The following is a 13,186-nucleotide window of genomic DNA, read 5'->3' as shown; positions in this document are numbered from 1 at the left end:
TTTTTGATTTTAGACTATAGATTTTTTCTATAGATTTTTGATTATAGTTGGCACTCGGGCACGTAGAGTGCTAATCTTCATTTAGCACTCAGTTTAACGGTTTAGTCAACAGCTGACGGTTGATTAGCTAAAAGAAGCATGAGTGAGTGTCCATAGTTAAGTTATGTGGAGGAATAATGGCAAAGATTATTGCCTATGAAGAGGATGCCCGCCAGGGTATGCTTGCTGGTCTTGATAAGCTTGCAAATACAGTAAAGGTCACTCTTGGACCAAAGGGTCGTAACGTAGTTCTAGATAAGTCTTACGGCGCTCCAACAATCACCAATGATGGCGTTTCAATCGCTAAAGAGATTGATCTTGAAGATCCATACGAGCGCATTGGTGCCGAATTAGTTAAGGAAGTTGCTAAGAAGACTGATGACGTTGCAGGCGACGGCACTACAACCGCTACCGTTTTGGCTCAGTCTTTGGTGCACGAAGGCTTAAAGAATGTTGTTGCAGGAAGCAATCCAATTGCTCTTCGCCGCGGCATTGAAAAAGCTTCCGAAGCAATTGTTAAGGAATTGCTTGCGTCTGCTAAAGACGTTGAAACAAAGGATCAAATCGCTGCTACTGCTACGATTTCTGCTGCCGACCCAGAAGTTGGCGAAAAGATTGCAGAAGCTCTAGATAAGGTTGGCCAGGACGGCGTTGTTACTGTTGAAGACAACAACAAGTTTGGTCTTGATTTGGACTTTACAGAAGGCATGCGCTTCGATAAGGGTTACATTTCCCCTTACTTTGTAACTAACGCAGAAGATCAGACTGCTGTTTTGGAAGACCCATACATCTTGCTCACTTCTGGCAAGGTTTCTAGCCAGCAAGACATTGTTCATGTTGCAGAACTTGTTATGAAGTCTGGTAAGCCATTGCTTATTATTGCGGAAGACGTTGATGGCGAAGCTTTGCCAACTCTTGTTCTTAACAAGATTCGTGGCACTTTCAACACTGTAGCTGTTAAGGCTCCAGGCTTTGGTGATCGTCGTAAGGCAATGTTGCAAGATATGGCAATTTTGACTGGCGCTCAGGTTGTTTCTGACGACCTTGGCTTAAAGCTTGATTCTATCGATGCATCTGTGTTTGGTCACGCATCTAAGGTGATTGTTTCTAAGGATGAAACAACTATCGTTTCTGGTGCTGGCTCTAAGGAAGATGTTGAGGCTCGTGTTGCTCAAATTCGCGGCGAAATTGAGAACACTGATTCCGATTACGATCGCGAAAAGCTTCAGGAGCGTCTTGCAAAGCTTGCTGGCGGCGTTGCTGTTATTAAGGTTGGTGCTGCTACAGAAGTAGAAGCCAAGGAGCGCAAGCATCGCATTGAAGACGCAGTGCGTAATGCTAAGGCTGCAATCGAAGAGGGCTTGCTTCCAGGTGGTGGCGTTGCTCTTGTTCAAGCTGCTGCAAAGGTTGAGAAGTCTCAAGAAATCGCAAATCTTAAGGGCGAAGAAGCTACGGGCGCTGCAATCGTGTTCCGCGCTGTAGAAGCTCCAATCAAGCAGATTGCTCAAAATAGCGGTGTTTCTGGAGATGTTGTTCTTAACAAGGTTCGCGAACTTCCAGAAGGCCAGGGCTTTAATGCTGCAACCAACGCTTACGAAGATTTGATGGCTGCTGGAGTTACCGACCCAGTTAAGGTAACTCGTTCTGCTCTACAGAATGCTGCTTCTATTGCTGGTTTGTTCTTAACAACCGAAGCTGTTGTTGCTAACAAGCCAGAAAAGCCAGCTGCAGCTCCAGCTGGCGGCGCAGAAATGGGCTACTAAATTAAATTAAGTTAACTCTTTGATTGAGTCTGTTTAGTTATTAAGCATGAGCGGTAAAGTTTTGGCTTTGCCGCTCATGTTTTTTGTAATTTGTTTTTGTTTTTGTGACTTTTGTTTAGTTCATTGCAAACAAGGAAGTTGCTTGTGTTTCTGTATCCATGTAAATGTTAGAAACATTTTGCATTGCTAATTGAATTGCCTCTAGAGATTGCTCCATTTGTTGGTGTGCTGCACGCCATTGCCCAGCGGTTGTTGCAAACTGAGTTGCAGCAGGGCCAGTCCACACGCTTTGTAATTGCTGTAGATTTGCGTACATTCCATTTGTTGCGTCTCTAATCGCGTTAATCGAAGATCCGACTGCTGCAGCAGATTGCTGAATTTGCTCTGAGTCTACTCTAAATTGTGCCATTTTTACTCCTTAATGTTTGTAAATGTTTTTATTTCCGTGTTCTCTAATGCTTGTATAGAATGTGCTTGTACAGAATGATGCGTCTAAAACTTAATTTTGCTCTTGTTTCTCGTAATCTAAAAACACGGTATTATGAATATATGCCATTAAGCGATTATGACAAAGATTTTTTTACTAATGTGGTTAAAGGCTTATGCACACTTATAATGCTTGCGTTTTTGAGCCAAATTGTTCTATTTTCAAGCACTGCTTTTGCTGAAGATGAATCTAAAAATGGTGATTTAGCAAATAAAAGTTCTAATAATTATGGCATTGTTGCTACTGATTCAATCACAGATACGGAAAATCTTCTAGGGGATTCCGTTGCAAAAGTTTCCGATATGATTGCTAGTATAAAAAAGCAAACTGGAGTGTCTGTACGTCTTCTTTATTTAGCGAATTTTAGTGGTAGTAAAGACCCGTCAAAGTGGGCTAGCGATTTATTAACAAGCACGAATCCACCTGCAAACACAGTTCTTCTAGCAGTTGCTACTCATGATGGGAAGCTTGTTGTTGCAGTTTCCCCTAATTCCGACGAATGGCTTAAAAGAAAAACAACAGTTGACTTATTGTCGGATGCAGCTTATAGACCATTAGTTAACGAGCAGGGTGCTGACTGGGCTAAGTCTGCGATTTTGCTTATGAAGCAGATTTCTAGAGCTAAAAAGACGTCGGTTACGCCTTCAACAAGTATTATTGCAACTATTGTTATGATTGTTGTGATTGCTGCATTGTTTGTAATTGTTGCGATTGTGCTTTATAGAAGAAATTATGTGCTAAAGCAAGTTAAACTGGGCTTTAGGAAAGCTAAGCGTAGGCACGCATCTAATAAATAAAATTATTTTTTCCAGGAAACACTCAGGAAACATTCAGCTTTATAAGTGATGCTAAACAGTATGGGTAAGAATGTAGAAGCATCTATTGTTGTGGTCGATGATGAACCTTCAATTCGTGAACTTTTGGTTGCATCGTTGCATTTTGCTGGATTTGACGTAGAAACCGCTGCTTCGGGATCGGAAGCAATCGAGGTTATAGAGCGCGTTCATCCAGATCTTATTGTTATGGACGTTATGTTGCCAGATATAGACGGTTTTACCGTTACAAGGCGAATACGCCAAAATGGTGTAGTAGTGCCGGTTCTGTTTCTTACAGCTAGAGATGATACTCAAGATAAGATTATGGGCTTAACAGTTGGCGGAGACGACTACGTTACAAAGCCTTTTAGCCTAGAAGAAGTAGTTGCTAGAATACGAGCGATTTTGCGCAGAACTCAAGAGCCAGAAGAAGACACCCCTGTTGTGCGCGTTGCAGATTTAGAGATTAATGAGGACTCGCACGATGTTTCTAGAGCTGGAGTTCCAATCGAGCTAAGTCCTACGGAATACAAGCTTTTGCATTACTTAATGGATAACGAAGGCAGAGTGTTGTCTAAAAGCCAGATTCTTAATCACGTTTGGCAATACGATTGGGGTGGAGACGCAGCAATCGTTGAATCCTATATTTCTTATCTTAGAAAGAAAATCGACGGTATTGAGATTAAGCATGACGACGGCTCTATAGAGAAAGTCGTTCCACTTATTGAAACTAAGCGCGGAATTGGTTACATGATTCGCGTACCAAAGGCAGGTCAAGCCTGATTATGAATAGTGGCAAGTCTGCGGAAGTCGCTATTTATAATCCCGAAGTCGCTAATGCAAATGCGGATTATAAAAGCAAAAACAATAATCCTAATAAAAAGCATAAAGCAGCAAAATGGATACGTAAACATCTAGATGCAATACCGTTAAGCACTCGATTAGTGGCATGTACGCTTGTAGTTTTAACTATTGCAGCATTTTGCATATCTTTGTCGATTAGGCAGCTAGTTGGAAGCTATTTGCTAGATAAAACCGATGCTCAGTTGGCAGATCAGGCTCAGCTTATTTACGACAATATTGATTTGCTTAGAAAAAAGGATTCAAAAGAGCCAACTGTTGGTCCAAACGATTACTTCTTGCAAATTCGAGATACTAATAACAAAATTATTACAACGCCTTTGGTTCCTCCGCTTAAAGGAGACGTTGTTTCTATGCCAACGCTGCCAGAAGATGGCGAAATTAACAGCGTTGTTATAAAAAGAAAGCCGTTTACATCTCCAGCTGTAGTTCATGGCGACCTTAAAAGCGTTGATGAAGCAACTGCAAAGGTTGCTCAGTCGCCGTGGCGCGTGTTAGTTCTTACATGGGGTAATCGCAGCGGCTACAGCTCCGAAATGCACGTTAGGGGTTACGTCTATATAGCGCTTTCTCTAAGCGATCAAATGGATACTCTAAACACTCTTACGCGCTATTGTTTAATGGTTAGTATAACTGTTATTTTGCTTGGTGCAGTTTTGTCTGCTTTGATTATTCAATCAACTCTTGTTCCGCTAAAAAGAATAGAAAAAACAGCTTCTAAAATTGCTTCTGGAGATTTAAGCAGACGAGTTCCTTCTGCTCCAGAAAACACGGAAGTTGGGTCTTTGGCAGCAAGCTTAAATTCAATGCTTTCTAGAATTGAGCAAGGCTTTAACGATCAAGAAGCAATGACAGAAAAAATGAAACGTTTTGTTTCAGATGCAAGTCACGAGCTTAGAACGCCTTTAGCTGCGATTCACGGTTATGCAGAATTGTATTACATGTGGAGAGGTGTTGCTGGTCAGCAAGATAAGGCAGATGATTCCATTGCTCACATTAAGGCTTCTAGCGAAAGAATGACAGAGCTTGTTGAAGATTTGCTTTCGCTAGCGCGATTTGATGAGGGGCGAGGAATAAATGTTTCTCAAACTGTTAACGTAACTCCTATTCTTAAGGATGCTGCTAATGACTTGCGCGCGCTTGATCAAGTTAGAGTTGTTCAGCAAGGAACATTGTATTTAGCAGACGACTTAAAGTTAATGGATTGCTCTAAGCCTACAAATTGCAATCTTGATAGAAAGTTTATTTTTACTCCAGGCTCGCTTCCTAACGTTACTATAAAGGGCGATGGAGCAAGGTTGCGTCAAGTTCTTACTAATATTGTTGGCAACATTCATCGTTATACTCCAAGTGATTCTCCTGTAGAAATCGGAATGGGAATTTTTAAAGCTTCGATTACTCCAGAAGCTTTGCAAAAAATGAGCTCTGTTTCTAAGTCTCTTAAGGATTTTTTGGAAGCTGCAGAAGTTAGCCAATCAACAGGTGCTGGCAGCTCTTACGTTGTTATAAGGGTTGTTGATCACGGTCCTGGAGTTCCAGAAGAATCGTTGCCTCATATTTTTGAGCGTTTCTATATTGCTGATCCTTCTAGAGCCAGGGAGAAGGGCGGTACAGGCTTAGGCATGTCTATTGCGCAATCTGTTGTTAAAGCTCATCGCGGTTTGATTTGCGCAACAACGTCTTGTGCGTATAGAACTAGTGAAGATAATTTTGCTACAGATATTTCTGCAGATATAACATTGAATGGAGATGAATCTTTGGATTCTAAGCCTCACGGTTTAACTCTTACAGTTGTATTGCCAAATGTTATTATTGACGATAGTAGCGATAGTAGTGATAGTAGCGATAGCGCAAACAAAGAAAATAATGTAGATAAATCAAATAAAATGCTTACAAGTGACTCTATTAGTGGTGTTGAAAATAACAAGACTGTTTAGACTGTTAGACTGTTTAGGTTGTAGGTTATTTAGATTATTTAGGTTGTTCTAGATTCATGCGCTACAATTAGAAAAGTGTGAATCTGTAGAGTTATGTGGATGTAGTAGAATTGATGATTCGCATAAAGTTTAGTGAATTTGAGTGAGGTGTGTTATGCCCAACGGGCGCGTTCGTTGGTATGATTCCCAAAAGGGATATGGCTTTATAGTGGATGAAGACGGCAAAGATGTATTTTTGCCTTCTTCTGCATTGCCATCGTCAATAAAAGAATTGCGTAAAGGTACGCGTGTGGAATTTTCTGTTGTAGAAGGACGCAAAGGCCCGCAAGCAATGGGACTTACACTCGTAGCTTCTGCTCCTTCGCTTGTAAAGGCTACAAGGCCAAAAGCAGAAGATATGGCTGCAATCGTAGAAGACCTTATTAAGCTTTTAGACTCTGCTGGCAACGGCTTACGTAGACGCCATTATCCATCTAGTGCAGAATCTAAAAAGCTCGCGCACTTGTTGCGTGCTGTAGCAGATAATTTTGACGTACAAGATTAATAGTTAACAGGATTTTTTATGGAAGATGAAGTAATAAATCCGCAGGAGCTTGCTTATGAAGTTGCTGTGGAAACTTCGGAGCGCAAAAACGCTGTAGGCGATTTTGTAGGCAAAATGGATCTTGGTAGCAATGTTACTGATTTCCGTTTTGCTTGCACTATGCTTGGCTATGAAGGCTGGCAATGGTCGGTAACGCTGTATCATGATGAAGATGCTGGTCGTTGGACTGTTAATGAATCTAGTCTTGCTCCAACTGAAGATTCATTACTTCCTCCTCCTTGGGTTCCTTGGAAAGATAGACTTAGGCCTACGGATCTTTCGGTTATGGATTCAATAGGCACTGCAGAAGATGACTCCAGGCTTGAAGATGGAGTTAAGCTTGATAGTGCTCAAGAAAATGATGCATCTGAAGACGGTTCGCAATGCGCTAAAGATAGTGAAAACAGTAATAACGACGCAAATAGCGAGAATAGCGAGAATAGCGAAAATATCGCGGATAGTTCAGATAGTTCGGATAGCAAAAGCGCATATAATACAGATAACGCGAGTGCAGATGATGAAAATCTTGAGAATGGGGAGTCAAAAGAAGATTTTGAAGATGCTGTTGAAACTTTCCGCTTAACTCGAAAAAGAGTTATGACTGCTCAGGCTATAGCTCAAACTGCAAAAAGATGGTATGCGGGTCAACATGGGCCAAAGTCGCTTTCTACTAAGATTGCAGATGGAAAAGCTTGCTCGTCATGTGGATTTATGATTCCTCTTGCAGGAAGTCTTGGAAACATGTTTGGAGTTTGCGCAAATATGTGGAGCCCAGACGATGGGCGAGTAGTTGCGCTTGATCATGGATGCGGAGAACATTCCGAAATAGCGCCTCCTGAGCCATCGCAGCTTTGGGTTCAATCAGAGCCTGCTTACGACGACTATCACATTGAGATTGTTCCTCAAACGCCTAGAGAAGAACGTGCAGATGTTGAGCTTATAGAAGAAGCGATTGAAGATAGCAAAGAAAATCGCAAGTCAAGGCGTAAGCGCGTTTTGGATGAAAATAATCAAGATAGTGAAGAGCATGATGACGATGGTTTGCACAATGAAGATGAAGATATTGCAAACAATAATAGTGGTTTGCAATATGAAGATAGTGAAGAATCCAAAGTCAGTGCGCAAATCGTAGATAGTACAGAATATGAAGATAATCTTGACTCAAATAATAATCCGCGCTCAAATGATTAGTCTCACGGATTCTATATAGGCATTGCTCTAGAGTCATGGCAACTCGTTACCATGGAACAAGGATAAAAACGGAAGGCAATTATGTTTGAACGGTTCACTGACCGCGCTCGGCGTGTTATTGTGCTAGCGCAAGAAGAAGCGCGCGCTCTTCAGCATAACTACATTGGTACTGAGCATATTCTTTTAGGCCTTATTAGAGAAGGTGAAGGAATAGCAGCAAAAGCTTTGAGTGCAAAAGGCGTAGATTTAGACGGTACTCGCAAACAAGTAAAAGAGATGATTGGAACGGGTACTGTTTCGCCTAATGGCCACATACCTTTTACTCCGCATGCTAAGCAAGTGCTTGAGCTTAGTTTGCGTGAAGCTTTGCAACTTGGTCATAGTTATATTGGTACTGAGCATATTCTTTTAGGCCTTATTAGAGAAGGCGAAGGCGTTGGAACGCAAGTGCTTATTAAAATGGAGGTTGATTTAGGCGATCTTCGTAGCACGGCAATGGATTTGATTCGTGGCAATTCTGGCATTCCAGCAGACGGTCAAGGTGCAGAACTTGCAAATGCTGGAGGAGTTCAAGATAAACGTAATCAGTCTGGTTCTGCTCTTTTAGATCAGTTTGGAAGAAATCTTACTAACGAAGCTCAACAAGGCAAGCTTGATCCTGTTATTGGACGCTCTAAAGAAATCGAGCGCGTTATGGTTGTGCTTTCTAGAAGAACAAAGAATAATCCTGTTCTTATTGGTGAGCCAGGCGTTGGTAAAACAGCTGTTGTAGAAGGTCTTGCGCAAAAGATTGTTGCTGGAGACGTTCCAGAAACGTTAAAGGGTAAGCAAGTTTATTCCCTCGATCTTGGCTCAATGGTTGCAGGCTCTCGTTACCGCGGCGATTTTGAAGAGCGCTTAAAGAAGGTGCTTAAAGAGATTAAGACTCGCGGAGATATTGTTCTATTTATTGACGAGATTCACACTATTGTTGGCGCTGGCGCTGCTGACGGTGCTTTGGGCGCTTCCGATATGCTTAAGCCTATGCTTGCGCGCGGCGAGATGCAAACGATTGGTGCTACAACTACAGATGAGTATAGAAAGTATATTGAAAAGGATGCGGCTTTGGAACGCAGATTCCAGCCTATTCAGGTTCAAGAGCCTTCTATTGCAGAAACAATCGAAATTCTAAAGGGCTTGCGTGCTCGCTACGAGAATCATCATCATGTAACTATTACGGATGGTGCTTTGCAATCTGCAGCCGAAATGTCTGCTCGATACATTCAAGATCGCAATTTGCCAGATAAGGCAATTGACTTGATTGACGAAGCTGGTGCTCGATTGCGAATTAAGCGCTTAACAGAGCCTTCAGAGCTTAAAGAACTTGATTCTAAGATTTCTAAGCTTTCCGATAAAAAAGACGAAGCTATTAAGAATCAAGATTTTGAAAAAGCTGCCGACTTGCGAGATGAGCAAGAGAAGCTTGAAGAAGATCGTAAGACTAAAGAGCAAGCTTGGCGCGAAGGCGAATCCAATGTGAATATGGTTGTAGACGAAGATGTTATTGCATCTGTTGTTTCTAATACAACTGGTATTCCTGTTGTTAAGCTCACGCAAGCAGAGTCTAAAAAGCTGCTTGGCATGGAAGCAGAACTTCATAAGCGCATTATTGGTCAAGATGAGGCTGTTTGTGCGCTTTCTCGTTCGATTCGTCGTGCTCGAGTGGGCTTGAAGGATCCAAAGCGTCCTGCTGGCTCGTTTATTTTTGCTGGCCCTACTGGTGTTGGTAAAACGGAGCTTGCTAAGACTTTGGCTCAGTTCCTGTTTGACGACGACGATGCGCTTATTCGCGTAGATATGTCGGAGTTTGCAGAAAAGTATGCAGCTTCGCGTCTTTTTGGTGCTCCTCCAGGCTATGTTGGCTACGAGGAAGGTGGCGAGCTTACGGAGAAGGTTCGTAGAAAGCCATTCTCTGTGGTTTTGTTCGACGAGATTGAGAAGGCACATCCAGATATTTTCAACACATTGTTGCAAGTTTTGGATGATGGCCACTTAACAGATGGTCAAGGCCGAAAAGTTGATTTTAAGAACACTATTATTATCTTGACTACGAATCTTGGTACTCGAGATATTGCTAAGGCAGCAAACACAGGATTTAGCCTTGGTAATAATGCGGATGCGTCTTATCAGCGTATGAAGGATCAAGTTAATTCCGAGCTTAAGCGTCAATTCCGCCCAGAGTTCCTTAACCGCTTAGACGATACTATTGTGTTCCGTCAGCTTACTGAGCCAGAGGTTCGTCAAATTGTTGACTTAGATGTTAAGCGTTTGAACGACCGCTTGTTTGAGCGTCATATGGCTTTGGATCTTACAGATGAAGCTAAGAATCTTCTTGCGCAAAAGGGCTTTGACCCACTTCTTGGAGCAAGGCCATTGCGTAGAGTTATTCAGCGAGATATTGAGGACGCTATTAGCGAGAAGATTTTGCTTGGCGATTTAACAGACGGAGAATGCGTTGAGGTGGATGCCGAAGGCGAAGGGTTGCTTGGAGAATTTATTTTCCGCGGTAAGAAGTTTGATTCCGCATGCAGCGACTCTAAGTCGGCAGAATCCACTGATTACAATGATTCTTCTGAATCAAGCGAATCAACTAAACCAGCCGAATCTGATTCCGCTTCTAAAGTCGAATCGGAGTCTTAGTTGCACAATTAAGATTTCGATTAAAATCTCTTAATAAACTTAATCTCCGTTAATATGCAAGCTTAGCACGCAAATTAACGGAGATTTTTTTGATTTGCGTCTTTCTTAAGTGTTTTTAGCATTTCTAAAATTTGCTTAGGATTAGTTTCTGGCAAATAGGAGCTTGTAACAGCTAGCGATATTTGCGCAAGCTTTGCAGAATCCAAGTAGCATATATACACAGGACTATTGGTTGGTTGGAACTTTTTCTTAAAGAAGTACAACGACTTAAATCCGTATGCTGGTTCCAAAATGTCGGACATCATCTCTAGAGCATGAACAATAATCTCGTTGGACTCATGGTGATTTACGCTATTTTGTGCATGTTCTACGCCATCATTATCATTATTTTCTATATCGTCATTGTTGTTAACAGTGTTCGCTTCACTTTGCAAAGAAGTTGAAGTACTAGAATCGTTTGAGTCGCAAATATCTGTTATTCCAGCAAGAGGAGCAGCAGAAAGACTCATAAATTCCACAGCAGATTCTGGATTCTCAAGTCCTTCATCTCTTAAGCGTTCCGCCATTCTTGCAATAAGCAATTCCATAATTCCATTAGGACTATCCGTACGGTGCCTCATAAAATCAAGAGTCCACCCTATTACGCGATTGTTGCTATAAGTAGGCATCCAGCTCGTAACGCCAAGAACCTTGCCATTATTGTCAATTGCATACAAAATTTTTACTCGAGGATCGTGCAATTCTTCTAATCCGCCAAGAGTAAACTTCATCTCTGGAAGAGATTTAAGCTCTGCCCACTCTTCCGAAATCTCAATAATCTGTTGTTGAATTTCCCACGGAGAATCGTTGTATGTGCTAAGAACATCTGTTATTCCATCGCGTTTTGCTTTGTTTATAGCGGTACGAATATCTTGCCACTTTTTGCCACGAGTTTGCCACTCTTTAGGGTAAACAAGCATATCGCTTCCAACTTTAATAGACATAAAACCAAGAGATTCTAGGTTTTTGCGGTCTTCCTCATGCACAGCGTAGAAAGCTGGAGACCAAGAGTTTTGCTCGCAAAGTTGAATAAACGCTTTCAAATCATTCTTATATTCTGATCTATCTCCAAAAGGCCCTGTTAATGTTAAAGCAATTCCGTACTTAAGCCTATATGCTATTGCGGAGCGTTCCGTGTTGGAGAACCAATAGTGATTGTCTGGCCAAGTAGTCATAAAGCTCATTGTGTCTCCGCCAAAATGAACTAATTGACTTGCTTTTTTACGATCTTCTTCGTTAATTGTAACTTTGTTCTTAAACCACATAAGGCAAACAACAAAAAGAACAATCCAAAGAAGAACTCCAACGCATTGAGTAATAGCAGAAGCAAGTGGAGTTAATGGCATAAGCATTGCGTTAGATCTTGTTCCAAATCCCATAGGCATCCAACGTCCTGGGAGGTCACGGAGTAAATGATGCAAATCTGCTGTAGGCTTAAACTCATTTGGAGCAATTAATCCAAAGCAAACATATCCTATTCCAGTAGAAAATAGTGCAAGAACAATTGCAACTAAGCCAATTCGTCTTTCAAACTTATCGCTATGATTTGGAAAATGCTTTATGTTTATAAACAATAGTATTGCGATTAATAGTGGAGGCAGAGCAGTGAGCATAAACGCTATAGAAGTTGCATTATTCTTGTGGAAAATCATAGCTTGCTTAGCTGCGATTAATGGCAAAATCGCAAAATACATAGTTGCATAAACTGCAGTAAGTCCATTAATTGTTATAGCTGCATAAGCTGCAAGCCTTCTTCCGCGTAAAAGCCCCCAAGCTATAATCATTAAAGTAACAATAGGCAAAAGAATACGAATCCAAAGACCGCCAATTGTTGCGTGTTGCAATCCAGAATGAAGCAAACAGCTGCTAGAACTATAATTCGATATGCATCTTGCAAGCCAAGGTTTTGTGCCCATTTGTGGAGACATAAACAAGCCAAGAGTTGTTAGTATTCCAGCGTGAGATCTTGAAGACAATGCAAGAACAGGGCCTAACGCCATAATAAGTTGCGCTATTGAAAAAAGACGCCTAATTTCGTAGTCTGTTCCATGCCACCAGCTTGCGCTTTTAGCAGTATTAGTTTTGTTGTTCTTGTTCATTGCATTGCCAATAATATGGCCACAAATCGCTGCAAAAATCGTGCAATAATCCCCAGGATTTCCACTATAAAGAAGCATTGCAGATGTTATTGAATAGCCCAAAACAAGCATTCGCCTACGCCACAATATTGATTCGCACGTTGCTGCAGACATAAACGCGCCAACAAAAAGCGTAAAAGGTGAAAGCCTAATTGGTATTCTAGTAATCCAATGCATATTGCGAATAATCGCAGAAAGATTACCAATTAGTGTTAGCCCTAGCAAAGTTCCAATAAGCGTGCTTGATACAGAAACAAAAAGCAAACGCATTTTTCCAATTCTTGTTTCTGCTAATCCGATTAAAACCAAAGAAAGAATAGCGTTAACAGCTAAAGACGGAAAACTGTTTACAAAGAAAAGCGAGTGGAACAGTTTAAGCAAAAGTTGAGGAACGTTTCTATGGCCAAAAAGGAATGGGGAGCCAATTTTTGGCTTATGGTACGAGAAAAATTGTGCAAGGGTAGCGTTTGTGCCGTAAGTGTAAATGTGCATTACGGTACGGAAAATCCAATGTACAAGGTTTATAAGCAAAAATACAAGCGTGATTTTTACTGCAAGAACTCGTTGAGACAGCCAGATTCTAACATCATTGCTTAGTATAGATAAATGATGTTTTGCTGTTGACTTGTGATTTTTTGATAAAAAGTTTGGCAT

General features: G+C 41.3%; 9 protein-coding genes. 7 read left to right on the top strand and 2 right to left on the bottom strand.

Annotated elements, in window-relative coordinates:
• The first annotated feature begins 176 nt into the window (after positions 1 to 176).
• Positions 177 to 1,802: a chaperonin GroEL gene (gene groL, locus D0T20_RS04090; protein WP_016791925.1), complete on the top strand. Its 1,626-nt coding sequence runs from the start codon at positions 177 to 179 to the stop codon at positions 1,800 to 1,802.
• Positions 1,803 to 1,917: 115 nt separating this feature from the next.
• On the opposite strand, the gene D0T20_RS04085 is transcribed toward groL, so the two are convergent.
• Complete coding sequence (locus D0T20_RS04085) at positions 1,918 to 2,211, bottom strand: WXG100 family type VII secretion target (protein ID WP_016791927.1); 294 nt, start codon at positions 2,209 to 2,211, stop codon at positions 1,918 to 1,920.
• A 140-nt stretch (positions 2,212 to 2,351) separates the two neighbouring features.
• On the opposite strand from D0T20_RS04085, the gene D0T20_RS04080 reads away from it, so the two are divergent.
• The 6 genes from D0T20_RS04080 (at position 2,352) to D0T20_RS04055 (ending at position 10,355) form a co-directional block, all read left to right on the top strand.
• On the top strand, positions 2,352 to 3,086 hold the full coding sequence (locus D0T20_RS04080; RefSeq protein WP_162862723.1) for a TPM domain-containing protein: 735 nt from the start codon (positions 2,352 to 2,354) through the stop codon (positions 3,084 to 3,086).
• 60 nt (positions 3,087 to 3,146) lie between these two features.
• The gene (locus tag D0T20_RS04075; RefSeq protein ID WP_032812835.1) at positions 3,147 to 3,887 is read left to right on the top strand and encodes a response regulator transcription factor; all 741 of its coding nucleotides are present in this window, start codon (positions 3,147 to 3,149) and stop codon (positions 3,885 to 3,887) included.
• A 2-nt stretch (positions 3,888 to 3,889) separates the two neighbouring features.
• A complete protein-coding gene (locus D0T20_RS04070) occupies positions 3,890 to 5,902 on the top strand; it encodes a sensor histidine kinase (RefSeq protein WP_116438460.1) in 2,013 nt (670 codons plus the stop codon).
• 154 nt (positions 5,903 to 6,056) lie between these two features.
• A complete protein-coding gene (locus D0T20_RS04065; protein ID WP_016635790.1) occupies positions 6,057 to 6,446 on the top strand; it encodes a cold-shock protein in 390 nt (129 codons plus the stop codon).
• An 18-nt stretch (positions 6,447 to 6,464) separates the two neighbouring features.
• Positions 6,465 to 7,676 (top strand): DUF3027 domain-containing protein, encoded by a 1,212-nt coding sequence (locus D0T20_RS04060; protein WP_016840213.1) that lies wholly within the window; start codon positions 6,465 to 6,467, stop codon positions 7,674 to 7,676.
• Between the two features lie 81 nt (positions 7,677 to 7,757).
• Positions 7,758 to 10,355 carry an ATP-dependent Clp protease ATP-binding subunit gene (locus D0T20_RS04055; RefSeq protein WP_116438459.1) on the top strand — a complete coding sequence of 866 codons (2,598 nt, stop codon included), beginning with the start codon at positions 7,758 to 7,760 and terminating at the stop codon, positions 10,353 to 10,355.
• A 74-nt stretch (positions 10,356 to 10,429) separates the two neighbouring features.
• Here D0T20_RS04055 and D0T20_RS04050 read toward each other — a convergent pair whose 3' ends face one another.
• Entirely contained in the window at positions 10,430 to 13,186 is a 2,757-nt protein-coding gene (locus D0T20_RS04050) for a bifunctional lysylphosphatidylglycerol flippase/synthetase MprF (protein ID WP_116438458.1), read from the bottom strand.

The sequence above is a fragment of the Gardnerella piotii genome (assembly GCF_003397585.1).
GTDB classification, from domain to species: domain Bacteria; phylum Actinomycetota; class Actinomycetes; order Actinomycetales; family Bifidobacteriaceae; genus Bifidobacterium; species Bifidobacterium piotii.
The sequence above is the reverse complement of the archived record's forward strand: the minus strand, read 5'-3'. Positions and strand labels throughout refer to the sequence as shown.